The organism is Paenibacillus fonticola DSM 21315 (assembly GCF_000381905.1).
GTDB classification, from domain to species: Bacteria; Bacillota; Bacilli; order Paenibacillales; family Paenibacillaceae; genus Fontibacillus; species Fontibacillus fonticola.
In genome coordinates this window covers 121,784-147,075 of the sequence record NZ_KB907251.1, presented here as the reverse complement: position 1 = coordinate 147,075, position 25,292 = coordinate 121,784, and the positions used below count along the sequence as shown (strand labels likewise).

Sequence of the window (25,292 nt, the reverse complement as noted above, 5' to 3'; positions counted from 1 at the left end):
CCGCTCCTTTCCTAATATAATCCTTCTTCGCCGAACCGCTTCGACAGCTTATTCGACACGACTACAAGCACGAGGCCTACAACAGACTTAAATAATCCAACCGCCGTGCTATAGCTGAATTGTCCCTGCTGAATGCCGACGCGGTATACATACGTATCGAATATTTCCGCTACGTCGGACACAGCACCGTTATACATAAGGAATACCTGCTCGAAACCGACCTCCAGGACAACCCCGAGGCGCAAAATTAAAAGAATGACGATCACGTTTCGGATGGCCGGCAAGGTAACATGCCACACTTGTTTGAACCGATTAGCACCATCAATTTTGACTGCTTCGTACAGCTCCGTGTTGACACCGGCGATAGCTGCCAGGAAGATGATGGTTCCCCATCCGACCTCTTTCCATATCGACTGTCCGGTTAGAAGGAACCAAAAGGCCTTGGGATTCGTCAGCACATCAATCGATTCGAACCCGAGCAGGTTCAGAAAGTAGTTGACGACTCCGTCCGTTTTGCCGAACAGCATTAAAGTAAGGCTCGCGATAATGACCCATGAAAGAAAGTGAGGTAAATAAACCAATGATTGAATCGTTCTTTTGTAAAACTGGTTTTTTAATTCATTCAATAAGAGCGACAGAACGATGGGTAACGGAAAAAACAATAAAAGATTCAATGAGCTGATCGCCAGCGTATTGCGGAGCAGCACCCAAAAAGCATCCTCTGTAAACAGACGGCTGAAGTGCTCAAATCCAACCCATGGACTTGCCGAAAACCCTAAATACGGTGAAAAGTCTTGAAAAGCAATCAAAATACCGTACATCGGCACGTATTTAAAAAGAATAAAATAAAGGATCCCGGGTATCGCAAGCAGATAGAGGTACTTGTCCCGCATCATTTCTCTGAGGACTTTCTGGACTCCGCCTCTTTTTTTGTGCAGTTTCCCGCTTACGTTCCCACTGTCTTGAACGCTTATCTCATGTTCCAGCATCGTACTAACCACATCCTCCAATATCGTTTTTTCGATTGAATCCGCTTTCATAACTTCACGTTATTGGAACTCAAGCTTCCCGACAATAACACTCTTTTAAATTATCGGATTTGACGTGTTTGCATTATTTTTTTGAACTAGTATTTTTTTAATCAAAGCCTTGATACGACTTATTTTTATAGGGTATATAAGCCGAGTATAAGGCATAGTACGCCGAGCGCCCGGATCATAGTTTGAATTGTGCCTACAGCAAAAAAGAGCCGGCATCGCCGGCTCTTAATAAATCAGGGTGTTCACTTACAGCGCCATTCCCGAAACAATTTCTATTTCCAAAATATCAGTTCAGACGGAATACCTAATTTAACTGTTTTCTGAACTCGCGAGAAGTCTGCCCGGTTACCTTTTTAAATACACGGCTAAAATACTTTTCATCCTGAAATCCGACAAGCTCAGCGACTTGAGTAATACGCAGGTCCGAATCTGCTAACAACATTTTGGCTTTATCAATTCGTAATCGGGTAAGATAGTCTATTAAATTCTCATTTGTGACCTGCTTGAATTTCCTCGAAACATTTTCTCGACTGATAAAAAAGCAATCCGCAATATGCTGCAGCGTAATTTCTTTGTGATAGTTTTGATCAATATAGCGTTTGATGTCTTGTACCAATCGACTGTCCTGATCATGCATGGAGTTATACTCCTCAGAAAAGGCAAGCAGCTTGGCTGCAACTTGCTCCTTCCAAACCGCAAGCGAAAAGTTCCCGTTGGTATCGAAAGGCAGGTCTACATCAAACGTTTCAGCCGAATCGGAGCACTTGTCCCATCCGATTTCAGCCTTCCAGTTTAACAAAGCAGCCTTGAAATTCTTCTGCCATTTTTCAAGTTGAATCTGAGATAGGTAAAGTTGCTGCTCCATAAGATCAGCCCATCTATCCACCCATTCCAAAATGCGATCGCGCTGTCCGGATAATACCGCAAACTTAAAGGGTTCATAAAAGCGAAGAAATGGACAACTCTCTTCACTAAACTGATCTGAATCGTGATACATATGAATCCATTCATCTGAACAAAACAAATTGCGTTGTTGTAGTGCTATCTTGGCTTGATGGAATGAACGGGGCACGTCTTCTGCAATGAGGCATACTTCACCGAGGCCAAAGTGAACTTGAATTTGATAGGTTTCCAGCATGGATTGATTGATGCTCCGAAGGGCCCCTTCTATATCCTTGACTTCATTCCAATAAAAAATCGCAATATTCACTCCCTCAATCCCGCAACGAAAGGCGTATCCGTAACTGCCGTTTCTCCCCACAAGCACATCATTACATATATTCATGATGGCATAATACATTAATGACGCATCTCCACTGAACCGGGTTAATAACCTTTGATCCATCATTTCCAAAGATAAGACGGCAACCTGGCAGCGGGTAAATCCCGAGGTTAGTCCGAAGTGATCACTCAGGGCAGCAGCTAGTTCCTCATATCGTCGATAGCCGGACATCAAATCCGTAAACATTCGATCCCAGTATAGCGGCTGAAGTTCATTGATCTGAATATTCCGGTGAAGGGCCCGGTCACTTTCTTCCTTTTCCTGCTGCCATTTGCGAACCGCGCGTTCTGTCGCTTCCACGATTTTGTTGCCATTCAACGGTTTAAGCAGATAATCCATGCTCCCATATACAATGGCAGGTTGAAGGTATTTGTAATCTTGATATCCGCTGATGATAATTACTTTCGTGCAGGGAATATGCCGGTGAATCCATTCCAGAAGCTGGGCTCCATCCATCAGGGGCATTCGCATATCCGTGAAAATGATCTCCGGTCGCTCCGCCAAGATCAGGTTGACTGCTTCTTGTCCATTCATTGCTTCAAACACAGATTCGATTCCATATTCATTCCAGGGCACAAAATAGCGAATGGCCTCCCTTACATGCTTTTCATCATCCACAATCAGTGCTTTCACTCTTGTCCGCCTCCATAATTCCGCAATTTCCAGTCGGTATCCACAAAGCTACCGTTAAGCCGCCGTTATCATGTCCCCTCATCGTCAGGCTGGCTTCCTTGCCAAAATACAATCGGAGTCTGGCTAATACGTTTCGAAGCCCGATCTGTTCCATTTCATTCCTTGTCTCGACATTGATCGCTAACTCCATCTCCCGGACTTTTTCCGGCGGCAGCTTCTTTCCGTTATCAGAGACGGCAATCATCAGATTTCCTGCCTCGTCCAAGTGGCTGACAATACGGACACGTATCGGCCCATTCACGATTCCATCATCAAAAGCATGCTTAAAAACATTTTCTACGAGAGGCTGTAAAATCATTTTGGGAACAGCTTGAATTCTAGTTTCTTCCGCGATATCAAAATCGATCTCAAGATATTCATTGCCAAATCGCTCCTCTTGCAGCATAAGGTAATGTTCCACATGCTCCAACTCCTCTTGAAGCGTGACCGTATTTACCCCCGTAGCCATTGTATAGCGCATCATGCTGCCAAGTGCACAGATCCGTTCATAAACCTCCAAGGCCTTGTACCTAAGGGACAATGTAGCTATCGACTGCAATGCATTATACAAAAAATGCGGATTGATCTGAGCCTGGAGCGCCTTTAACTGGTTGCTCTTATTGGCGATTTCGAGCTTGTATTCCTTTAAAATCAAATTATTGATGGTCTGTGTCATATTATTAATTTTTCTCGTTAAAATTCCGAATTCATCCTCGGTCGCAACCTCCACCTGGGCATCCATATCTCCGATTTCCACCTTTTGCGTGAAGGAGATAATCCGTTTAATCGGATTAGTAAAACGAATAGAGATAAAAATTGCAGCGATCATCCCAACAATCAGAAATAGCATACCGATTCCTGTAGTGATTCGGGTAATTGCTCTGGCATCTCCGTATAAATTATCATAGGGAACCAGCTTAAGAAGATAACCCTTAAATAAAGGATTCTGGATTGCCTTGTAAAATACAATACCTTCGAAATTTTCGTCCTTCCATGAAAAATGACCGTAATCTTCTTTGGACGAGACCTCACTCCATCCCGCTTTAATCGTTTTTCCTATCAGATCCGGATCAGAGGAATAAAGGGCTCCTCCTTGCTCATTCAGCAAGAAAATCTGTTCCGAATTGAGGTGATACATGGCCTTCGCTATTTCCTCAAACTCACTTAAACGAAAGTCTATGGAAAGATAACCCATGACCTCATCACTTGGTGTACGGTAAATCGGATAGTGGGCACTAAAAACCTCGATAGAGCCCAGCTTAAGATTTGGAATTCCAGATTTCATTCCATATCTGTGATCCGGATGCGTTATTTCTATAAAAGGCTCCATCTTTCCTGATGGGGATACTGACGGACGGTACGAATCGTTATATTCTCTACGAAAAAAACCCTTTAACAAGGTATTGGATTGTTTATTCGCATTCACGAACAGATGAATCTGATAGATATCTTTATTGGATTGAAACATATTAAGCAATTGACTCGAAAAAACATTATGATTGATGTCTTCCTTCGAATCAGCATCCTGCAAATGATGAGGCTTAGCCGATAATATCGATGTGTACAGGGAGTTGGGGATATTAATTCCGCTATAAACGGATAAAGCTAATTCATGAATTCCCTTGAAATAGCTTTGAAGATTGGAGGCCCCAAGGTTAAGATAATTCGTATTTTCACGAATCGATTTTTCCGTCACTGACGCTTTTGTATAAAAGTAAGAGACAGTGATTGATACTCCTGTCGGCAGTATTACCGCGAACAGAAGAAGTGCTATCAACTTGAAACGGATACTTTTTCGAAACAAACATATCCCCCCCCCCATTTTCACAACATCTTAGCAAAGGGCGGCAAAATATTCCACTATTATTATCATAAAAATGAGTGTTGCCTCCCCCCTATCCTTTCTATACTGAGTTTGATTAACCTCACAGATCTGAAAGGAGATAAACCTATGAACAGAGTTTTGCGGTCGAAAAAAGGCTGGGCACAACAGATTATTTTTCTCGGTCCGTGCCTTGTTTTTTTTGTCACCATTGTGCTCGTCCCGTTCGCCCTAGGATTCTATTTTTCATTCACTGACTGGAACGGTCTCGACTTGGATAAAGCCGTCTGGACGGGGGCGGATAATTGGAGAAAAATTTTTATGAACGACGACAAATTCTGGGAGTCCCTTATCTTCACACTGAAGTTTACAGTGATTTCGGTGTGCATATCCAATATTCTCGCATTATGTCTCGCCCTGATTTTGACCAGTTCCATAAAGACCCGGAAAATTTTGCGAACTGTCTTCTTTATGCCTAATGTAATAGGCGGAATACTGCTCGGTTATATTTGGCAGTTTATTTTTACGAAGGGATTCGGCACCATCGGAGAATTGACCGGCCTGTCTTTCTTCCAACTTCCATGGCTCGGAACGCCTTCCACTGGATTTTGGGGACTCATTATCGTCTTTGTCTGGCAAACCGCAGGGTATATGATGGTGATTTATATCGCCGCCCTGTCTGGAACCCCCAAGGATCTGATTGAAGCAGCGCAAATGGACGGAGCACGTCCATATCAAATTCTAAGAAAAATATACATTCCTTTGATTATGCCAGCGATTACAATTTGTCTTTTCCTTACAACTTCCAACGCCTTCAAAATGTTTGATCTCAACCTTTCCTTGACGAAAGGCGGTCCTGGCACTTCAACCCAATCTTTGGCTTATAACATCTACGCCGAAGCTCTAATAAACAACCGTTATGGGTTGGGCACAGCAAAAGCTCTGCTGTTCTTTCTTGCCGTGTCAGCGATTACCCTTGCACAGGTTTGGGTGACGAAGCGCAAGGAGGTGTCCGCCTAATGTCTTCTCACAATCAAACCTATCAAGCAAGACTGTTGACTTTAGAAATCGCCGCTATATTACTCGGATTGCTCTTTTTGTCTCCCTTCTACTTGGTTCTGACCAACTCGGTAAAATCGCTAAAGGAGATTCTGATCGACGCAGCTTCTTTCCCACAAATCTTTCATTGGGATAATTACTCGAGCGTCTGGAGTGCCATAAATTTTCCTCAAGCATTCTCGAATTCCTTTTTAATTACTTTATTTAGCGTAGTTCTTATCGTCCTGTTCAGTTCCATGGCTGCGTACCAAATTGTCCGGAAACCAACCCGCTTCAATGCGCTGGTGTTCCTGCTGCTGATTTCGGCCATGATCATACCATTTCAATCCATTATGCTGCAATTGGTTCGCGTCACAAGTTTACTGGAATTGCGCGGAGAATTTTACGGCATTGTGGCTTGTTATCTCGGTTTTGGGATGCCGTTGTCCGTTTTTCTGTTCCATGGATTTATCAAGACGGTTCCTATCGAATTGGAAGAGGCAGCTAAAGTGGATGGTTCAAATCCTTACAGTGTTTTTTTCCGAATCGTTTTTCCTCTACTGATGCCTATTGCAGTTACTGTCATTATTCTGAACACATTATGGATCTGGAATGACTATCTGCTGCCGGTACTCGTCATTGGAGGCAATAAAGATCTAACAACATTACCCTTGGCTGTCACGAAATTTTTTGGTCAGTATACGAAAAAATGGGATCTTGCGCTCGCTGGTCTTGTTATGGCAATTACACCAATAATCATCTTCTTCCTTTCACTTCAAAAATATATCGTCGAAGGTGTAACGGCAGGTTCTGTAAAAGGTTAGCAAACAAAATTGTCCACTTTTTTCAGCATTATAATTAGTGTCTATCGTAAAGCGTATTCATTTAAAATGACCTTATAGGCAAAATATAAAGGGAGGTTATCGAAATGAAAAATTGGAAGCTTGCCCTCATTGTAGCAACCATCTTCACTTTAGTAATTGCTGGTTGCGGCAAAGATGGGAATCAAGGCACACAGAATAACGGGGAACAAAACCAACAGGGAGCCAAAAAAGATTTCAGCATTAAAATGTTTAACTTCAAAGTTGAAATTGCCGAAGCCCTCAATAAACTGGTCGAAGAATATGAGAAAGAAACTGGTGTCAAAGTAGAAGTAGAAACCCATGGCGGCGGGGAAGACTACGGTGCTTTATTAAAGGCCGAGTTGGCTTCAGGTTCCGAACCGGAAATCTTTAATAACGGCGGCTATATCGGCTTGATTCCCTATATGGATCGTGCGACAGATCTTACCGATGAGGCTTGGAGCAAAGATCTGATTGAATCTTCAAAGAATCCCATGATGGTAGACGGAAAGCTTTACGGTATGCCAATGAACGTGGAGGGATACGGTATTATTTATAATAAATCCTTGTTTGAGCAAGCTGGAATTACCGAGGAACCTAAGACCCTTTCACAATTAAAAGAGGCCGTGGAAAAATTGAATGCCGAAGGTATTACACCGTTCATGGCAACGAATGAATGGTGGTCACTCGGCATGCATCTGGTTAATGTCGGGCTCGCCAATCAGCCCGATCCACAAAAGTTCATCGAAGACGTCAAGGCAGGAAACGCAACCTTCCAAGACAATGAAATTTTCAACCAATGGCTGGATCTAGTCGACTTGATATTTAACAATGCGCAAAAGGAAAAAATGACCAGTGATTACGCCTCGCAAATCGCCAACTTCTCTGCAGGCAAAGCCGCGATGATGCTTCAGGGCAATTGGACGCAGGCCGACATCGATAAAGTCGATCCCAGTTTGCAGTTGGGAGTGCTTCCGGCTCCAATCAACGATAACGAAGGCAGTGTACTGATCGGGGTACCTAGCAACTATATTGTGAACAGCAAGTCAGAACATCCTGAAGAGGCAAAAAACTTCCTGAACTGGCTGGTCACATCCGAAACCGGAAAGACTTTTGTAAGTAAAGAGTTTAATTTTATTCCTGCCCTTACAAGCATTGAAGCCACTGAAAATGATATCGGACAAATAGCTGTGGCTATCCAAGGAAAATCCTCTACTGCTGTCGGCTGGTATTGGGACCTGTTCCCAGACGGTGTTACGCAAGGCTTTGGAGCCGCGATGCAGGAATACTTGGGTGCCCAAATCTCCAGAGAACAACTTCTGGAGAAGTTGGACAAGGCGGTTCAAGATATACTGAAACAGTAGTAAACCTTTTCAATTTTAAAGTTTAACAAGCAAGCTAGCTTGGCAGTCCTTTTTGCCAGCTGGCTTGCTTGTTATTATATAGCTGCTTATTGTTTAAGTTGTTGTTGAATTGAGAGCCGTTCAACGGATTGATATCGTACATAATTGCAACAAATGAATTCTATCGTAATAATGCAGGGTCCGATCTATAATGCCTGTAATCCGAACAATATCTTTAACCGCTAATAATCGTTTCTTCATCCCAAAATCCCTTTACCTCGTCTAGTATTTGATTAGCAGGTGTGATCGTTGCCTCAAAGATCGTTCTTCCTGTTTTTCTTAAATAATACTGGATTAAATAATATCCGCAAGCGTAGCCAGCGCTATAAGGCATATTGACCGGTTTAAAGTTTTGAAGTTTTGCGATCTCGTCACCGTAAAGATACGGAGCAAATTGATCAAATCCAGTTAATTGCAATTGCTCTCTAAGCACAGGCTTTATGCGCCTGTTCAGTGTTTCTGCGTTTGTTTTATATTCATATCTCTCACTCCTCGTCGTTTATAGTGAGAATTATGCACTATGACCTTACGTCATAGTCAAGCGCTTCGAATCAAATACTCAAATTGCATCAACTTATTTGATCCAGGCTTGTCCAACAATATATTTTGGAGTTATGTCCCCGTTCTTTAGCTTTCAGTAATGACTAAACCAACCGGAACTTTACGGCAGCCCCGGCTGGTTTACCGTTAAGCACTTACTTCTTCTTATAAAACTCATGATAAAGCTTCATCAGCGCCCTTTTCTCAATCCGAGACACATAGCTGCGTGAGATGCCCAGTTCCTTCGCAATCTCCCGCTGCGTTCGCTCTTCCCCCCCGTGCTCCAGTCCAAAGCGCCCTTTGATGACTTCCTGCTCTCTGGCCTCGAGAATATCGAGGTTCTGATATATTTTGCTCTTCTCCAATTTAAGCTGTACCCGCTCGACCACGTCATCCGCTTCCGTTCCCAAAATATCGATAAGCGTGATCTCATTTCCCTCTTTGTCCGTTCCGATGGGATCATGAAGGGATACATCCTTGCGCGTTTTTTTGAGCGATCTTAAATGCATCAGTATCTCGTTCTCGATACAACGGGCCGCAAACGTTGCCAGCTTTGTCCCTTTGTTGGGACGGAAGCTTTCAATCGCTTTGATCAAGCCAATCGTGCCAATAGAGATCAGATCCTCCAAGTCCTCGCCGGTGTTATCGAATTTCTTGACGATATGCGCCACGAGCCGCAAATTATGCTCAATCAGCATATTTCGGGATACCGCATCCCCTTCAGCCATGCGCTGAAGATGCCGTGCTTCCTCCTCCTCCGTCAATGGCTGGGGAAAAGCATTGTTTTTCACATACGACACAAGCAAAGTCAGCTGTTTAATGAACAAGGCAACCGCAGAAAACAATTCCATGAACAAAGCACCCCCACGTCGATTGGCCGAAGGGGATCGCCGCGCCCCGCTTCAGCATACAATGAAGTTCAGTTCTACATTGTATGTGGGCAGGGGCCTAGATGTGCATGTACGGGGGAAGTAAGTCTTCTTCCCGAGAATTCTGCTTTATTATTAAGCAGACTTGGAAACACTATTCTCTTTCTTTTCTCTTAACTGAGGGGCTAATTGTACATATCCGATCGATATCAACAATAGAACCAGAGCAACCATTTGCAGCCAACTTAATCGTTCACCTAAAATAAATACATCAAGCACGGCAACCTGAAGCAAAACAATTGAATCTTTTTCATTTTTTCTCTCCGACTCAAACTTATCCTATACTATAGCTTCATCTACTTTGTCAGCATGCGCGGCTTTTCTCTCCTTTAACAACACTTTAGTCGTAATAGCAATGGCAATAGTAACGACCGCTACAATTAACAAAAGTGCATAAACATTCGTAGTAAAGCTGTCCATCAAGGTACCAAACAGAATTTGGCCAATAGGTACTGCACACGTTGATACAGCGGTTAAGATGGCCATCACTTTACCGAGAAGTAAATTGGGGGTCTGCTGCTGCAGTATTGTCATAACAAAAATATTGATAATCGTAATGGAGAACATGATAAGCATGGCACACAATGAAAACATGATATAGGAAATAATCGTGCTATAAGGGGCGCTTAAAAACAGAGGATAAACGGACAATGCCATTGGAATAAATAATATGCCGCTGCCAATAAACCATTTATACAAGTTACTGACTTTGATACGACTTGACAGCAATCCAATTGCGACCGCCGCAAAGATCATGCTTAATGAAATTCCACCTTGCGTATAGCCAAAAAAACTGCCATCTAAACCCATAATAATCTTAATAATGTAAGGTATTCCCACTAAAAATATTGGCGTAATAAAAATATTCATGACTGCTGCAATAAGGATGACTTTAAGCAGAAAGGAATTTTTCTTCACAATATAACTGATTCCATCTTTAAGATCGTTCAAAATCGTTCTGATTGCCCCATACGTCTGCTGCATTTTTTCGGATGGAATGTACATGAAGGTTTCTACAATAGCGCAGAGGAAAAAACTAACTGAAGTCATCACTACAATCCATTCGATACCTTGAAAACTGTACAACAGTCCTCCCAACACAGGACCTGCAAAATTAGTAAGAGCAGATACTCCTGATACTGCCCCGTTAGCCTTCAACAAATGGTCGTTTTCAATCAATACCGGAATGCTTGCCTGTACGGTTGGCTGATAAAATGTACTCACTATTGACAACAAGGTCATTACAATTCCAATCAGCAAAATCGAATGTACCCCGCTGAACAAAAAGAAAGCAAGACCCGCTACAATTAATCCGCTAATTAAATCAAGAATAACAAGCAAATTTCTGCGGTTAACCCGGTCCGCTATCGCCCCGCCGATTGGCGATAAGAAAATAGTGGGGATGGTAGATACCGCCAGTATGAAAGCGAACGTCCCTGCTGAACCTGTTATATCCAAGATAAATAGCGATAATGCGAATCTAAGAATGGAGCTTCCAAAAAGCGTAATAATTTGGCCGATTATCAATAGGTTAAAATTTCTATTCAAAGTGAATATTTTCAAAATGCACCTCCGTAACCGACTTGATAGTATAGACTGCCTATTTATAACCGGCGTTAATAAACGCACTTACTAAAGCACATACCCCGAACAGTATCAGCCATATTGACCATTTGTTTCTGGTTCGTCTCTGTTTACTGACGAGCATTCCGATAATTCCCACCAATAGTACTAAAACGGACAAGCTTGTTCCAACAATCCAGCCTGCTGTCTCCAATTCAACTCCTCCTCCCATCACTTTTCCTTTTGTAAAGAAAATTTTCCTCCTCTTACCTCGGCACTGTAATTTTCCCCTCCTCCTTTGTAAGTAAAGCTGTTATCCTTTGAAGTAAGAGCAAAATCCGTTTTGAAGTGGCCTGACACCTTTTTGAATTTAAAATTAAAACCTTCATTATCAGGGATAGTTACTGTTAAATTCGCTCCTGTGGATAAGGATTGAATATGCTTTGGCACCACTTTGGAGGAAATGGCTGCAGATCGGCCTATGACATTGACATCGATATTCGAAATTTTGCCGTCAATATCCGCTTTGGATGAAGTGGCAAGCAATTTAAGCTTTCCGATATCTGCATCTTCACCTACGATAGTTGTTCCTACTGCGGATAATTCAAGTTCATCATAATTTCCGGATATGGTTGCTCGACTAGAAGTTAGCTTGATTTTAGCGGTTGCCGTATGCAGTGTTTGAATAAATAAATGGCTGCCTGTTCCATTGATCGTAAACGATTGTATTTTTTTCTTTGGAAGGTAAATTTCGAGGAGTGTTTGTTGAAAATTAAAACCTAGAAAATTGCCTTTCTTCCTCCCGTCGACAATGCTGAGAACCCCTGAACTGACGTGAGTATGTGCAAGTTTTTTTTCAGGAAAATTGTTATTCCCGTATTGAATTATGTGGACATTGTCCGTTTCGCTAGCCAAGATTTTTACTTCTCCAGAGAACCAATCCAAGGATATGCTGGACACGCTCTCTTCGATATTCACTTTTTTACGAAGGCTCAATCCGTTGTTAACAACCACCCTAATCCTCTCCTATTCAATTTCCATCTCATTGATTTTATTTGAAAGTTCCAACGCAACAATAACACCAGCGGCTGTGATAACAAGTAATAACCCCACTAACAACATGTTGTTTCCGTAGCTGCCTATAACCGCATTTCCAACAAGTGCGCATAAAATAAAGGCAGTGACAATCGTGGTTGATATTGACTTCTTTATAAAACCTATTCTCATCGCTATAATACTGATTCCGTTCACGGCAATCGCTAATACAATAATTGTTTTAAATATGGAAAGTAGTAACTCTAAGGAGAGAGTGTCATCGACAATAGGTGAGATCGATTCCGTAATGGTAAATATTACAAACGGGGGAATGTTGCTGGCAATCGTCGCGAATGTTGTGAACCCTGCTACGAGTGTAATTTTAGCAAACAATACTTTTTTCCGGTTTACAGGATATGAGAACATGAGAAGCAGTCGTTTGCCGCTATATTCTTCAATAATAAAACGAGAGTACATGACAGCAGATAGCACACAATAAATAATCATGCTCACGATACTGACAAACAAAAAAATATTCGTGTAATTTTTAAAATCCAGTTCATTTTCCACTTGGGCCACATAAGAAACGAAATAAATAAATCCGACAAGAATAACAGTAGCAATTACACTGGCTAATATATAAGTTCCAATCTTGATTCTTCTTATTTCTAATTTTATTAAGTTAAGCAATACCATGCCCCCCGCTCATTACTCCGAAGAAGTACTCTTCAAGACCATTTGGATGCCTCGATTTTATTTCAGTTAAAGATAATTCTCGTTCAATTACTCCGGCGGAAATAATGCCTACTGTATCAGCAATTTGTTCTATCTCCGAAATAATATGACTGGATAGCAAAATGGTCATTCCGTAATTTTGAACTAAATCGATAAATAATGTTCTCATTTCACGTATGGCTATAGGGTCTAGCCCGTTAATCGGTTCATCCAGTATAAGCAGCTTAGGCCTGTGAATAATCGCCCTGGCTATGCCTAGCCGCTGACGCATTCCCAATGAAAATTTAGAGACAGGCTGCTCGTTTGTATGTTCCAGGCCTACCATTTTTAACACTTTAGAGATGTCTTCCTGTTCAGTTGAATTGCTGATTCCCATATAAGCCAAATGCAGACTCAAGTTTTCCCTAGCTGACAAATCTTCGAAAAAGACTGGAACCTCAATCAGGCTGCCTATATTCCGCAATATTTTATCACGGTAAAGTGTGACGTGGAGCCCGAGCACTTCTGCCCTCCCAGCGGTAGGAGTGAGCAATCCGGTCAATATCTTCATGACGGTAGACTTGCCGGCTCCATTTGCCCCTAAAAATCCATAAATGCTGCCTCGCTTCACAGACATATTGCATCTTTTAATGACTTCTATCCCAGCAAAAGTCTTGACCAGCCCCTCTGTTCTGACTACAAATTCACTCATTCACTTTGTATCCTCCAATATCAGAATGACGTGCTGTTATTGTCCGAATAAGTTCATCACTCACAATATCTGCGCCGAGCAGCTTCATCATGTGCTGCAGAAACTTCAAGCGCTGAAGTGTCTCATTGCTGCCGCGTTCAAATAAAACAGGATTAATCCAAATGTTTACAAGCAGCATGAACACTTCCGAACACTCGATGGGATAGTCCGTCGTAATTGATCCATCCTGCTTTCCTTCCATCATGAGCTGGGCAATTACTGGGGCATCATGATTTACGCCGATCTTGATTCCCCTCATGACAAATTGCGGATTTTTAATTTGTGTGCTTAAAATATCGTCAATGGAGTGCGCATCAGGATCGGAAACAATAGCCTCCAAAATGAGAATCAGCTTCTCCCTGGCATTGGATGCCCGTGTATTGTGAATAAGTTCTTCCAGCATTTGCGCGACATAGGTAAATTGCCGTTCCATTACCGCATCCAAAATATCTTCTTTTGACTTGAAATGATGATAAATAGCCCCTTTCGACATTCCCAATTCATCAATAATGTCTTGAATACTCGTCTTTTCAAACCCTTTTTCAGTAAACAGCTTTGCTGATACCGACAGGATGTGTTCCAATGTTTGCTCTGGATATTTGTTTCTAGCCATAAGTTTAGCACCTCTACTTATATACATACCGCTGGTTGGTATTTATATTAATGCATAAAACACAGGATGTCAATATAAGGAAAATGATGCTTCTCGATTTTTTTTATTCTTTTAATTGTTCATTATTTAACCTGATAGTTACGGGATCTCTCCAGGAGTCAAAGAAACTTCACTGCAAAATCGAGTTAAATCCGATATAATAATCAATTCAGCCTGCATTCCGTTATCGGAGGAATAGGGCAATATATCATCTAGTGGAGGCTTTTACGGAACCATGCAAAATACAAATCGGACTCATGTAGCAATAATGACAGCTGATCCGAGCGGCATCGGCTTATTTGGACTGGCGATCGTCACCTTGGTCGCTTCTTCGCAGAAGCTGGGGCTGACCGACGGATTAAGCTATGTCCTTCCCTGGGCAATTTTTTTGGGCGCGTTCGCTCAACTGTTCGCGTGCATTCAAGATGCTAAGCTGAACAACACTTTCGGGATGACCGCCTTCGGCGCATATGCTTTTTTCTGGTTCGCCATGGGCGTCAGCTGGCTGATTAAACTCGGCACATTCGGCCCGCATTTGGCGAACGGTATAGACGGAAAACAGCTTGGCTTTGCGTTTGCCGGATACCTTGTCTTCACCCTTTTTATGACGATAGGCGCAATGGAGACTCATAAAGTGCTGTTCTTTATATTCGTTCTGATTGATGCTCTATTTCTTGGCCTTGCTTTGGATGCGTTTGGCATTGCACCAGAAATATTTCATCCTCTGGCTGCTTACGCGGAATTGGGCATTGCTCTTCTCTCGCTGTACGGCGCCGGGGCTGCTGTGCTTAATGTTCATTTTGGCCGGATATTTTTGCCGGTAGGCCGGCCCTTCGGCATTTTCAAGCCCCGGACTTAAGCCCGAAATCAACAATAACAAAATAGCAAAATAGCAAAATAACATAATAGCAAAGCCGCCCATCGCGCTCCGATACGCAATAGGCGGCTTTATCATTTCAAGCAAGTTCTTCTCACAGACGGCTCAACCACGCCGGCGGGAAATGACTTCAGTAACAAGGAACAGCATTCCTCCGATGAAGGAAACGATGGCGGCAAACAAATACATGCTCGCTCCGCCAAACAAGTCGGACAGTCTCCCGCCCACAATGCCGCCGGTCATGCCGGACAAGCCAAGGTACACCATGCTTAGCAACGAGAAGCCGGTAGCTCCGAGCTGCGGAGGAAGAATCCGGGCGACGTAATGCATGGCAACGATCCAGAACACGGCAAATGTAATGGCAGCCCCCGCTTGCAGCGCCAGCAGCACCCACGGATCGTCCGCCACATAATACATGGACCAGCGAAGCGAATACAAGATGCCTACAATGCCAATCAGCACATATTCATGAATCCGATGGAGATGCTTCCCCAGCAAAGCGAAAGCGGGAATTTCAAGAGCAGCGGCCAGAGCCCAGGCCCAACCGACCATCGCGTCGGAGGCGCCCAAGTCCTTCATGTATAAACCAAGCATCACGTCATTCATGCGGTGGGGCACCGAGATGATGAACACTAAAAACAGAAACCACAGGAATGATTTATTCGTGAACAGCTCTTTTATCGACTGAAGCGTCATTCCTTCCCCTTCGGCCGGTTCGTCACGCAGAAATATCAGCAGTAAGAATGGAACAATCCAGGCGGCCCATAGCAGATAGGGCAATTTGGTAATCCCGCCCAAAACGGCTAGCAGCACGCCTCCCGACAGGGAAACTACAGTGTAGCCTAAAGAGCCGAATAGCCGCACAGATCCGTAGGAGCTTCCTCTGCGTGCCGCTGACTGGACAGATATGCTATCCAGCAATGGCATAGAGGGCTGATAGAAAAAGTATAGCGCTAATACGAAGCATAACGTAAGCGCATAGCTGCCCCCGGCGTTAAATAACGCTACACTGCTAATAATCGCCAAAATCCATAACAAAAAAATAAGTTTCTTCACCGTCTGGAGCCGATCGCTCAAATACCCCCAGAACGGCTGGATCATGCTTGCCACAAACGGGCCAATCATCATAAGAAACCCGATTTGTGAAGAAGAATATCCTAAGTTTGCAAAATATAACGGTAAAAATGGCGCAAGCACAGCTAAAATAGCATACTGCCAAAAGTTCATTCCACGCAGGACTAACATTTGTCTGTCTTTTCGTGCTGCCGTTCTTTTTTTCATAGTCAAAATTGCTCTCTCCGCTTCATGACGCTATACATAAGTTAGCTGTACTTTCACTACTTTCTTTATTTCATATATCCATATTGTCTGAGCCACTCCATACTGGTAGCGATGCTTTCCAGCGGGGGATTCGGACATTCGTCCTGTTCAACAACCAGCCACTCGACATTGCTGCTGACGGCGGCATCGGCAATTTTCCTTAAATTGACCTCACCCTGTCCCAGCTCAACTGTAGTCACATTGCCTTCAGCATCCCGTCTCATGTCCTTCAGGTGAAGCAGGGGAAGACGTCCCTCGTACTTTCTGATATATTCAGCTGCATTAAACCCGGCGTAATGAACCCAACAGCTGTCGAGCTCCAGCTGCAAGATTTTCTCATCAATGCTGCTGTATAACGCATCAAGCACCGGCTCTCCATCTACTTCTATCAATAACTCAAACTCGTGATTATGATATAACAGCTGCATACCTGCTTCAAGACATCTTTGTCCAATTTCCGCTAAATTTGTGACAAATTGAGCACGTTGCTCCGGATCTTTCAATTTATTGTCTTCATACCACGGGATAATTAAATTGCGATTGCCCAGTACTTTATTATAAGCGATTTCTTCAGGCAGCGCCTTCAGCAATCTATCCATGCCGATATGACTTCCGACAGCTTGCAGGCCAAGTTCATCCAGAACTGCTTTCAAGGCCGATGCTTCTAAACCGCCATACCCAGCAAACTCCACACCTTGATAACCAAGCTTGGAAACCTCTCTCAGCGTACCGATAAAATCTTTATCCGTCAAATCCCGCAAAGTATAGAGCTGAACTCCGATTTTTACCGTCACAGCAATCCCTCCCAAATATGGAATTCATTTTTATAAATACTGATCCTGGAGTACTGACCTAATTTACTAACCTAATTTGTTGACCTAATTAAAAGAAACCGCACACAACCTGCAGTTTCTTTTAAGTTTGGCCATTCTCGCTTGCTTATTACAGCTTGCCTAATTACAGCCTGTCTTATTTATAAAGATCAAAATTTTTAATGGTTTCCCCGGTCCGGCCAGCCTGAAAAATAACCTCCATCAAGTTCAGCACCCGCAGCACTTCATCGTTTTTGATGATCGGCTCAGCCGTTCCCTCCAGCACCGCAGCAAAATTATCAAAGAAGCTGCTGGGCAGACGGTAAGGTTCCGGCAATGCTCCCGTAATGGTCGCCGTTTCCGATGGAGGGGCCATCGTCTTGGTCAGCCCAGCTCCCGCACGGATCGGTTTAGGTTCCACGTGTTCTGCCTCCAGGTTGCGGGTGACGATTCGGCCGGTCATCGACCAATCCTCAATGACTCCTGTGCCCTCCGTTCCCTTGACATACCAGCGCGGCAGCGTAATGAAATTGGTAGTGCCTACCTCGACCAACGCCGACACGCCGTTTTCGAATTGCAGCAAAGCTTCGAAGCCATCATCCACCTCATTGCCCAAAATGAAGCTCAAACGGCTGCTCAGGCTGGTGATTTTACTGTCGATCATAAAAATCAGCTGATCCAGCAGATGAACGCCCCAATCCAGCAGCATTCCACCGCCGTGCACTTCCAGATGGCGCCAGTCGCCCGGGATCCCGTTCGCGCCATGAACTCTCGACTCGATCCGGAAAATTTCGCCGATCGTTCTTTGCTCATACATTTGTTTTATAATGAGGAAATCTTCATCCCAGCGCCGATTCTGATGCACCATCAGCACTCGTTTGGCCTGCTCGGCGGCAGCTGTCATTTCCTTGAAATCGTCCACGGACATCGTCACCGGCTTTTCGCAAATGACATGCTTGCCCGCGGCAAAGGCGCGTACAGCCAAATCCTTGTGGACATCATTCGGCGTCGCAATCAGAACGATATCCGCCGCCGGATCATTCAGCACCTCCTCATAACTTCCATACGCCGGATAACCGTCCTCTTCAGAAGCTTTCCCGCGTGCCGAGTCAATGTCATAAGTGCCGACGACTTTCAGCCGCCCGTTGTCCTTGATCAGTTTGGCATGGTAGCTGCCCATGCCGCCGTAGCCAACAATAACTACGGCATGATTGTTAACATACTTCATCGTTGTTCTCCTCCACATTCCTTGCTTCAACTGCAAGGATCAGTTCAAATATACAGCCTTGCCGGTACGTGCCGATTCATAGATCGCCTCCAAAATTTCCGAGACGACGCAAGCCTGTTCAGGCGTAACCACAGGCTCCAAATCTTGATCAACCGCTTCAATCCATTTTCTCATTTCCACATCTGCTGCGTTCTCGGCGTTACCGTCATAAAAAGCTACCCCGCCCGCGCTGAGGTCGATCTCCTTCGTATACAAGCGGCTGAATTCCTCGCCGTTAATACGAAGCCCGTTCTTCATATCCGCTCCCGCTTCAGTCCCGCTAAGGCTGCATTTTGCTTCATCCACTTCAAGTGAATTGAGCGCCCAACTGGATTCTAGCATAATCGTTGCGCCATTCTCCATGACAATCATCCCAAACGCCGAATCCTCCACCGTAAACTGCTTCGGATCCCACGGCCCCCAGGCGTTTGCCGCATTTTCCCTTTGCGATAGCTCATGATACTTCGTCCCCAAAACGACTTTTGGTTTGTAATTATCCAGCATCCAGAGCGTCAAATCAAGCGCATGCGTTCCGATATCGATAAGCGGCCCGCCGCCCTGCTTCTCTTCATCCAAAAATACGCCCCAGGTCGGAACAGCTCTCCTGCGGATAGCGTGGGCTTTAGCATAGTAAATGTGGCCCAGCTTTCCTTCCTGGCACATCTTCTTCAAGTACATGCTGTCCTCGCGGAAACGATTGTTGTAGCCGATCGTCAGCTTTTTGCCCGTACGTTTCGCCGCTTCTACCATCCTTCTGGCATCGGCCGCCGTCTTGGCCATCGGCTTCTCACACATGACATGCTTGCCGGCTTCCAGCGCAGCGATAGAAATATCGGCATGCGAGTCATTTGGCGTAAGCACATGTACGATATCAAGAGACCCATCCTTCAAAAGCTCCTTATAATCCGTATAAACCTTGGCTCCCTCTATGCCGTACTTGGCTGCGGCTTCTTCGGCACGTTCAGGGATAATGTCACAAAATGCGACAAGTTGCACATCATTTATTTTGCCCAGGCTGGGTAAATGCTTTCCGTTGGCGATTCCGCCACAACCAATAATTCCGATGCGATAAACTTTTTTCATTTTTGTTCACCTCAATTGTTTATTTGGATCCTTCGCTTTTCGATAGTCCGAAGGAGTCATCCCGAAGCGTTTGCGGAACACTTGATGTAAATATGTCGCATTTGAAAATCCTTCAGATTCGGCAATTCGCTCAATGGACCAGGAGCTTTCCTCGAGCCGGCGGCAAACGGCCTGTAATCTGATACTTTCCAGCACCTTGCTGAAGGGCATTTCGGCATTGATATTTCTAAAAATTCTTTGCAGCTGCCGGGGGCTGATATTCAGCTTTTCGGCGACATTTTCCAGCGTGAGGCTCGCCGGGGAATTGGCCTCCATGTACTGGACAGCGTATTGATAACGGGAGACGAGCATATCCCTGATCGGCGCTTCGGCGCTCATTTCACCGGAATCGTAAGCCCTCACCACTTTTAACAAAATGCTGATGACCTGCTGTTTAATCGAAGTATAGTATCCCCGATACTTTCCTTCGCAAGCTTCATACGCCTCAAGAAAGCAGTTCATCGCCCGGTGGCTGTCCACCGCTGGCTTTATCGGCAGCTCGCGCAGCTTTTCCATGCACTCCTCAGCTTCCGCTGCTTCCCAGGGGTCGGCATCAGGATTGTGTTTACGGGTGATATCGACATGCAGACATAGCTCATCCATCGCCTCCTCAGGAGAAGCTTCCTGATAATGCATGACGCCGGGGCCTGTCAAATAGAACATGCCCGCAGATAACGAATACGTACGCTCCCCAAGAATGACTTTGCCTTTCCCGCGCGGAATAAAATGAAATTCAAATTCGGCATGATTATGAAAATCGACGATTCTTCCCGGCTCAAATGAAATCAAATGAAATCGGAGTACGGATATTTCGTAATGCCCCCAAGAAATTACAATATCCAGCCGCTCGAGCATATCGTGCTTCTCAAACATGACCTCGAAGGGATAAGCATTATTCAAATTCATACTGCCATCCATAGATTAGCGGCTTAGCTCTTCCGGCCGGACCATGCGTCTTTCCCGGGCCGAGAGGTTTGCCGCTTCCATTAAGCGCGTGAGCTCCATAGCTATCTGAACATTTTCAGTGGCCAAAGTATCGTTCTGAATATGCCCCACCCACTGCTCAAAGGCGCTTTCACGTCTGTCAGGGCACGGCTGCTCGGTCCACTCCTTCCCGGAGTCAGCCGCTCGATTTGATCTTAGCAGCAATTTGCCTTCCGGCATGCCGTACAATATTGTTCCTTCCGTACCATGAACCTCTACTGTAAACGGTGAGTAGCTGTTTACAAATCCCGCCTCAACTACACCAATTGCCCCGGATTCCGTATGTAACGTCACCATGGCGTTATCTTCAACTTCTTTTCCTGTAATATAGCCAAAGTTCGCGCTCACTCCCGTCACTTCCTGTCCCAGGAACAAACGGGTCAAATACATCGGATGGCAGCCAAGATCGATCAGCGCTCCTCCGCCGCATTGCTCCAGATTGTAGAAGTGCTCCGGAAGCCAATTGGCAATCGCGCCGTTATGGGACAAGCGCACCCTGACGTAAGTAATTTCGCCCAGCAGCCCCTGGTCCAAAATATGTTGAATAGCCAGCGTGTAACCGTCATTTAACCGCGGTAAAGAAACGGTTAATTTTACGCCGTTTTGGGCGACTTCACCGATAATTTCATGAACTTCCTTAAGCGTCGGGGCAACCACTTTTTCCGTAAAAATATGTTTGCCTGCTCTGGCCGCGGCAATCATAACCTCCTTATGTTGATTCGTTGGCGCGTCCACTATAATCGCGTCCAAATCGTCCTGGGCAAGCATGTCTGCCAAGGTAACATAATAGGGCACACCCAGTTCCTCGGCCGCTTTCTTTCCGCGTTCGGGATTTTCATCCCATACCGCCGCAATTTCGGTATTCTGATGCGCTTGGGCTTCCCTGGTATAATCCCAGGCGTGAACATGCCAAAAGCTGGCCTTGCCAATACGAATGCTCAATTTCGCAACCTCCCGATTTTTATATAATTTCCTGACATCTATGTACTAAGGTACCACAATAGAATGCATTTTTTTAGTAGAACTATACGACAAAAATATATAAAATTACGACATATAGAGACGGAGTCACAACCGCTACAGAGCAATAAAAAGCGCCAGACCTTGTGGTCCAGCGCATAATTTGTGAATTGTGCATTATACTTTTAAAAAGCGAGGAATAAAAAATAAAGGATACAGCATCAAGGCCAAATTCGGTATCCACCACACGGGATCTAATTCCAAGCGAATTCCCCAGTAGGAAATCGCCATTAATCCGGAACAAAATGTAAGAACAAGTGAAATTAATGCGATGGATTTCCACTCCTTACATCTCTTTCGATGCAAATAAATTGCACTCAAGCCTGTAAGCGAGATGGCCATGTCTAGAGGAAAAAAGGACCAATTCCAGGCAACCAATATTGGATTGGTATAATCTGAATAAGCATATTCTGCCGGAATGAGCCCCATTGCCGTGGCGCTGAAGTACATTATAAAAGCCAAGTCTACAACGAGAAAAAACCACTTCAACACACGCATCGACGGCTCTTTTTGAATAGCTTCCATGCAACCCCCCCACCCTGATTCGTATTTTTAATTGAGCCTGCCGCCCATTGTCATTTTAATCCTTTTTGTATAGTTAGTTCAACCACATTATGGAATCGTTATCCATAGTGTCGTTTCCGATAGAATCGTTTTCCGTCCGTTTAACTGTTTCTCCAGCTGCCTTAATTCGCTTGTGTATCCTCCAAGAACGGAAACAGCAGCTTTTGATGCTCAGGAACAAACATATTCTCCTTCGTGATGACGACAGACCCGGTGTTGATCACGTCATTAACATCGCGCCCCTTGATGACATCAATCGCAGTTTTTACAGCCAAGTACCCCATATTAAAAGGTTTCTGCACAACCGTTGCCTGCAGCACGCCCTCCTCCAAGTAGACGACCTCCCGCATCGAACTGTCGAAGCCAATCAGCTTCACCTGACGCACAGCCTGCAGCTCGGCCACTGCCTGCGCCGCCCCAACAGCCGTCGGTTCGTTCAGGGCCACGATGCCGCACAGTTCGGGCTCCAGTTCCAGCAATTTCCGCGCAAGTTCATACGCCCGCGTCCGGATTGCGCCGCTATAACTGCTCTCCAGCACGGTAATCCGAGGATAGAGCCGCAGCGTATCCCTGACTCCCTGTTCCCGCTGCAGTGCGGCTTCCGAGCCATAAACGGTGTTTATAATCCCGACGAGCCCTTCACCGCGAATGGCCTCGGCCATCATGATTCCCGCTTTTTGCCCAGCCTCATAGTTATCCGTGCCTATAAAGCTCGCCGTCTGGCCGCCCTCAAGTCCCGAATCGACGGTGAGCAGCTTGATTCCCGCCGCTGTCAGCTCTTCCGCCACGGGCAGAAGCAGCCGCTGGTCGGTGGCTGCCAGGATAACGGCATCCGGCTTCTCGACAAGCGCCTGGCGAAGGAGCGTAATTTGCCCGCTGCTGTCACTTTCGGTCTCCGTCCCCTTCACAATAATTTGAGCGCCGTATTCTTCGGCTGCGGCCGTTACGCCTTGATGCAGCGTAACCCAAAATTCCACGCTGGAATCAAGTGCCTTCGGCACATACCAAATGACAGGCGTTGCAGGAGTCATATGCCGGTTAACAAAGAGGAATGACCCGATTAGCAAAGCCATAAGCACAACGCAATTAATTAAAATCAGTATCCGCCCCCGCACCGGACTGCCCCCTTTCGTTCAATTCAGGAATGCGCAGCAAAACCGTCGTCCCTTCCTCCAGCTCGCTTGTGACGGTAACCCCATACTTCCGTCCAAAATGCAGCTGAACGCGATGATTTACATTATACAGTCCCACACCACCGGAGCTGCGGCCATGCGCTTCCGCTTCCGTCCACTTATATCGGTCCAGCGCCAACTCAAGCAAGGAGGAGTTGGAATATCCAGACTGACTCAGTGCAGCTATAAGACGCTCTTTCTGCTCTGGGGTCATACCTAGGCCGTCATCACTGACGCCGAGCTTGATTCCTCCAGCCGTTCGACGGCCGTGAACGGTAATATGCCCAGCCTCAACCTTGTTGCGAATCCCGTGATAAATCGCATTTTCCACCAGCGGCTGGAGAACGAGCTTAATCGTCTTGCAATCGAGAATAGCCGGTTCGACATCCAACGTATAAGTGAACTTGTCCCGGTAACGGATCATCTGAATCGTCAAATAACTCTGAACGTGCTCCAGCTCTGCCCGAATCGAGACAAGCTCCTCCCCGCTGCTGATGCTGGAGCGGAGCAGCTTGGATAACGCTGAGGTCATCGTTACGACCTCCGCCGATTTGTCCATCTCAGCCATCCAAATGATAGAGTCGAGCGTATTATACAAAAAATGCGGCTGGATTTGCGCCTGAAGCGCTTTGAGCTCACTGACCCGCTTCTGTTCCTGCTCCAGTACGAGCTGATTGACGAGCTGCTTGATTTTCCCGGCCATCAAATTAAACGTCCTCGCCAGTCTGCCGATTTCATTTACACCAGTAATATCAACCCTGACGTCGAAATTGCCGGTTTCGAGTTTTTTCATTTGCCGCCCCAAATTTTTAACCGGTTCGGTCAATTTCAATGACAATAGAAGAGATAGGCCCAAGGCGAGCACGAGGGAAATACCGCCCCACAAAAAAGAGGTGCTCTGCATTTGCCGTTTATTTCCCGCCAGCTCTTCCGGGTCAATCACCCCAACGATTTTCCAGCCGAATACAGAATTCCGCACCATGTACGTTTTGGGAGTACCGTCGTTCTCCATCTCAAAAGCAGCATCCTCTGCGTCCAGAATCGCTCCGATTGGCTCTGATTTCAGCCCGGAATAGACAAGCTGCTGCTGCGGATGATAGACAAAGCTCCCATCCGGCGCAACAATAAATACATACCCGCGGCTGCCCATTTGCAGCGACTGCCCCAAATCATTAATGACGTTATAGTTTAAATCGACCAGCAGCACACCATCAGCGGTCCCCCCCGAACTCGAACTCGAACTCGAACTCGAACTCGAGCCCAAGTCCGAGCCTGAGCTGCCCGGGCCTAGGCCTGGACCTGCCGCTTCCGCTCCGATTTGCCTGCAGATCGAAACGACCCAGCGGTATTCTCCATGAAACAGGTGCTGCACCCGGGAGGAGGAAATGACCTCACGGCCATCCGCCGCCTTGGCCGTCTCATACCATTCCTGACGTGTCAGCTCCCCGTAATCTTTCAGCCCTTGCCGATTTCTGTCGGATACGATCGCCCCATTTCCCCCTATAAACAATATTGCGGCGATATCCTCCCTCGACTCCGCGACCGCCCGAAAAAAATCAGCGGTCCGCCTCGTGTACTCCTGCCCTTCCTCCCCCTGTGGATCCTTTAACCGCATTAGCGCCTGCAGATCGGCATGCTGCATCGCCATGTCGGAAATGCTGGTCATATTTCCCACGTAAGTCGCGAGATTAGTGTTGACTTGTTCAATCAGTTTGGCTGTGTAGCGGCTGGAGTTTTTCTTCACCGCATCGGAGGACAGCAAAAAGGTATTCAGCGTAAGGACAACTGTCGTACAAACGATCAGACAGGAAAAAGCGACGGCGATTTCCGTACGTATACTTCTGAACTGAAGTCTGCTCCATTTCGCCATG

22 protein-coding genes and 2 pseudogenes are annotated in these 25,292 nt (G+C 45.4%); 4 read left to right on the top strand and 20 right to left on the bottom strand.

The genetic code is table 11. The annotated features are described in order from the left end of the window. Nucleotides 1–11: 11 nt before the first annotated feature. From G358_RS0109060 to G358_RS0109050, 3 genes are all read right to left on the bottom strand, one after another. The gene (locus G358_RS0109060) at nt 12–1,040 is read right to left on the bottom strand and encodes an ABC transporter permease (RefSeq protein ID WP_019636896.1); all 1,029 of its coding nucleotides are present in this window, start codon (nt 1,038–1,040) and stop codon (nt 12–14) included. A 304-nt stretch (nt 1,041–1,344) separates the two neighbouring features. Continuing rightward, nucleotides 1,345–2,955 carry a response regulator gene (locus tag G358_RS0109055; protein ID WP_019636895.1) on the bottom strand — a complete coding sequence of 537 codons (1,611 nt, stop codon included), beginning with the start codon at nt 2,953–2,955 and terminating at the stop codon, nt 1,345–1,347. Beyond that, nucleotides 2,933–4,798 carry a cache domain-containing sensor histidine kinase gene (locus tag G358_RS0109050; RefSeq protein ID WP_019636894.1) on the bottom strand — a complete coding sequence of 622 codons (1,866 nt, stop codon included), beginning with the start codon at nt 4,796–4,798 and terminating at the stop codon, nt 2,933–2,935. The genes G358_RS0109055 and G358_RS0109050 overlap by 23 nt, the downstream gene beginning before the upstream one ends. Nucleotides 4,799–4,945: 147 nt before the next feature. Here G358_RS0109050 and G358_RS0109045 point away from each other — a divergent pair, with 147 nt between their 5' ends. The 3 genes from G358_RS0109045 (at nt 4,946) to G358_RS0109035 (ending at nt 8,060) form a co-directional block, all read left to right on the top strand. After that, complete coding sequence (locus G358_RS0109045) at nt 4,946–5,836, top strand: carbohydrate ABC transporter permease (RefSeq protein ID WP_019636893.1); 891 nt, start codon at nt 4,946–4,948, stop codon at nt 5,834–5,836. Then, entirely contained in the window at nt 5,836–6,678 is an 843-nt protein-coding gene (locus G358_RS0109040) for a carbohydrate ABC transporter permease (RefSeq protein WP_019636892.1), read from the top strand. Before G358_RS0109045 ends, G358_RS0109040 begins: the two co-directional genes overlap by 1 nt. 104 nt (nt 6,679–6,782) lie before the next feature. Then, complete coding sequence (locus tag G358_RS0109035; RefSeq protein ID WP_019636891.1) at nt 6,783–8,060, top strand: ABC transporter substrate-binding protein; 1,278 nt, start codon at nt 6,783–6,785, stop codon at nt 8,058–8,060. Between the two features lie 144 nt (nt 8,061–8,204). Here G358_RS0109035 and G358_RS33890 read toward each other — a convergent pair. The 8 genes and pseudogenes from G358_RS33890 to G358_RS0108995 all read right to left on the bottom strand — a co-directional run. Further along, nucleotides 8,205–8,300: pseudogene (locus G358_RS33890) on the bottom strand (MerR family transcriptional regulator); the annotation flags it as partial. Further along, a pseudogene (locus G358_RS0109030) lies at nt 8,275–8,574 on the bottom strand (DUF2268 domain-containing putative Zn-dependent protease); the annotation flags it as partial. The pseudogenes G358_RS0109030 and G358_RS33890, both read right to left, overlap by 26 nt. A gap of 220 nt (nt 8,575–8,794) precedes the next feature. Further along, complete coding sequence (gene sigK, locus G358_RS0109025; RefSeq protein ID WP_019636889.1) at nt 8,795–9,490, bottom strand: RNA polymerase sporulation sigma factor SigK; 696 nt, start codon at nt 9,488–9,490, stop codon at nt 8,795–8,797. A gap of 357 nt (nt 9,491–9,847) precedes the next feature. Next, complete coding sequence (locus G358_RS0109020) at nt 9,848–11,131, bottom strand: MFS transporter (protein WP_019636888.1); 1,284 nt, start codon at nt 11,129–11,131, stop codon at nt 9,848–9,850. A 231-nt stretch (nt 11,132–11,362) separates the two neighbouring features. After that, the gene (locus G358_RS0109010) at nt 11,363–12,145 is read right to left on the bottom strand and encodes a DUF4097 family beta strand repeat-containing protein (RefSeq protein ID WP_019636886.1); all 783 of its coding nucleotides are present in this window, start codon (nt 12,143–12,145) and stop codon (nt 11,363–11,365) included. Between the two features lie 12 nt (nt 12,146–12,157). After that, nucleotides 12,158–12,862 carry an ABC transporter permease gene (locus tag G358_RS0109005; protein WP_240479986.1) on the bottom strand — a complete coding sequence of 235 codons (705 nt, stop codon included), beginning with the start codon at nt 12,860–12,862 and terminating at the stop codon, nt 12,158–12,160. After that, entirely contained in the window at nt 12,849–13,592 is a 744-nt protein-coding gene (locus G358_RS0109000) for an ABC transporter ATP-binding protein (protein WP_019636884.1), read from the bottom strand. Before G358_RS0109000 ends, G358_RS0109005 begins: the two co-directional genes overlap by 14 nt. Continuing rightward, nucleotides 13,585–14,244 carry a TetR/AcrR family transcriptional regulator gene (locus G358_RS0108995; RefSeq protein WP_019636883.1) on the bottom strand — a complete coding sequence of 220 codons (660 nt, stop codon included), beginning with the start codon at nt 14,242–14,244 and terminating at the stop codon, nt 13,585–13,587. Before G358_RS0108995 ends, G358_RS0109000 begins: the two co-directional genes overlap by 8 nt. A gap of 274 nt (nt 14,245–14,518) precedes the next feature. Here G358_RS0108995 and G358_RS0108990 point away from each other — a divergent pair, with 274 nt between their 5' ends. Beyond that, the gene (locus G358_RS0108990; protein ID WP_019636882.1) at nt 14,519–15,142 is read left to right on the top strand and encodes an acetate uptake transporter; all 624 of its coding nucleotides are present in this window, start codon (nt 14,519–14,521) and stop codon (nt 15,140–15,142) included. A gap of 123 nt (nt 15,143–15,265) precedes the next feature. On the opposite strand, the gene G358_RS0108985 is transcribed toward G358_RS0108990, so the two are convergent. The 9 genes from G358_RS0108985 to G358_RS0108945 all read right to left on the bottom strand — a co-directional run bounded on the left by G358_RS0108985 (nt 15,266) and on the right by G358_RS0108945 (nt 25,291). Beyond that, nucleotides 15,266–16,441 (bottom strand): MFS transporter, encoded by a 1,176-nt coding sequence (locus G358_RS0108985; RefSeq protein WP_019636881.1) that lies wholly within the window; start codon nt 16,439–16,441, stop codon nt 15,266–15,268. 65 nt (nt 16,442–16,506) lie between these two features. Beyond that, complete coding sequence (locus tag G358_RS0108980; protein ID WP_019636880.1) at nt 16,507–17,274, bottom strand: sugar phosphate isomerase/epimerase family protein; 768 nt, start codon at nt 17,272–17,274, stop codon at nt 16,507–16,509. Nucleotides 17,275–17,449: 175 nt separating this feature from the next. Then, nucleotides 17,450–18,520 (bottom strand): Gfo/Idh/MocA family protein, encoded by a 1,071-nt coding sequence (locus G358_RS0108975; RefSeq protein WP_019636879.1) that lies wholly within the window; start codon nt 18,518–18,520, stop codon nt 17,450–17,452. A gap of 39 nt (nt 18,521–18,559) precedes the next feature. Next, the gene (locus G358_RS0108970) at nt 18,560–19,642 is read right to left on the bottom strand and encodes a Gfo/Idh/MocA family protein (protein WP_019636878.1); all 1,083 of its coding nucleotides are present in this window, start codon (nt 19,640–19,642) and stop codon (nt 18,560–18,562) included. Between the two features lie 6 nt (nt 19,643–19,648). Next, the gene (locus tag G358_RS0108965; RefSeq protein WP_240479984.1) at nt 19,649–20,587 is read right to left on the bottom strand and encodes a helix-turn-helix domain-containing protein; all 939 of its coding nucleotides are present in this window, start codon (nt 20,585–20,587) and stop codon (nt 19,649–19,651) included. 15 nt (nt 20,588–20,602) lie between these two features. Beyond that, nucleotides 20,603–21,607 (bottom strand): Gfo/Idh/MocA family protein, encoded by a 1,005-nt coding sequence (locus tag G358_RS0108960; RefSeq protein WP_019636876.1) that lies wholly within the window; start codon nt 21,605–21,607, stop codon nt 20,603–20,605. 195 nt (nt 21,608–21,802) lie between these two features. Beyond that, nucleotides 21,803–22,210 (bottom strand): DUF5360 family protein, encoded by a 408-nt coding sequence (locus G358_RS0108955; protein WP_019636875.1) that lies wholly within the window; start codon nt 22,208–22,210, stop codon nt 21,803–21,805. 161 nt (nt 22,211–22,371) lie between these two features. After that, nucleotides 22,372–23,364, bottom strand: a complete 993-nt coding sequence (locus tag G358_RS0108950) for a substrate-binding domain-containing protein (RefSeq protein ID WP_019636874.1) — start codon at nt 23,362–23,364, stop codon at nt 22,372–22,374. After that, complete coding sequence (locus tag G358_RS0108945; RefSeq protein WP_019636873.1) at nt 23,336–25,291, bottom strand: cache domain-containing sensor histidine kinase; 1,956 nt, start codon at nt 25,289–25,291, stop codon at nt 23,336–23,338. Before G358_RS0108945 ends, G358_RS0108950 begins: the two co-directional genes overlap by 29 nt. Nucleotide 25,292: the final 1 nt, after the last annotated feature.

Bases quoted from the DNA above. Each gene is read 5' to 3' on its own strand.
- G358_RS0108975 (WP_019636879.1), bottom strand. From the start codon at position 18,520: ATGAAGTATGTTAACAATCATGCCGTAGTTATTGTTGGCTACGGCGGC.
- G358_RS0109060 (WP_019636896.1), bottom strand. From the start codon at position 1,040: ATGAAAGCGGATTCAATCGAAAAAACGATATTGGAGGATGTGGTTAGT.
- G358_RS0108955 (WP_019636875.1), bottom strand. From the start codon at position 22,210: ATGGAAGCTATTCAAAAAGAGCCGTCGATGCGTGTGTTGAAGTGGTTT.
- G358_RS0108985 (WP_019636881.1), bottom strand. From the start codon at position 16,441: ATGAAAAAAAGAACGGCAGCACGAAAAGACAGACAAATGTTAGTCCTG.
- G358_RS0109000 (WP_019636884.1), bottom strand. From the start codon at position 13,592: ATGAGTGAATTTGTAGTCAGAACAGAGGGGCTGGTCAAGACTTTTGCT.
- G358_RS0108970 (WP_019636878.1), bottom strand. From the start codon at position 19,642: ATGAAAAAAGTTTATCGCATCGGAATTATTGGTTGTGGCGGAATCGCC.
- G358_RS0108945 (WP_019636873.1), bottom strand. From the start codon at position 25,291: ATGGCGAAATGGAGCAGACTTCAGTTCAGAAGTATACGTACGGAAATC.
- G358_RS0109040 (WP_019636892.1), top strand. From the start codon at position 5,836: ATGTCTTCTCACAATCAAACCTATCAAGCAAGACTGTTGACTTTAGAA.
- G358_RS0109035 (WP_019636891.1), top strand. From the start codon at position 6,783: ATGAAAAATTGGAAGCTTGCCCTCATTGTAGCAACCATCTTCACTTTA.
- G358_RS0108965 (WP_240479984.1), bottom strand. From the start codon at position 20,587: ATGAATTTGAATAATGCTTATCCCTTCGAGGTCATGTTTGAGAAGCAC.
- G358_RS0109005 (WP_240479986.1), bottom strand. From the start codon at position 12,862: ATGGTATTGCTTAACTTAATAAAATTAGAAATAAGAAGAATCAAGATT.
- G358_RS0108990 (WP_019636882.1), top strand. From the start codon at position 14,519: ATGCAAAATACAAATCGGACTCATGTAGCAATAATGACAGCTGATCCG.
- G358_RS0109045 (WP_019636893.1), top strand. From the start codon at position 4,946: ATGAACAGAGTTTTGCGGTCGAAAAAAGGCTGGGCACAACAGATTATT.
- sigK (WP_019636889.1), bottom strand. From the start codon at position 9,490: ATGGAATTGTTTTCTGCGGTTGCCTTGTTCATTAAACAGCTGACTTTG.
- G358_RS0108995 (WP_019636883.1), bottom strand. From the start codon at position 14,244: ATGGCTAGAAACAAATATCCAGAGCAAACATTGGAACACATCCTGTCG.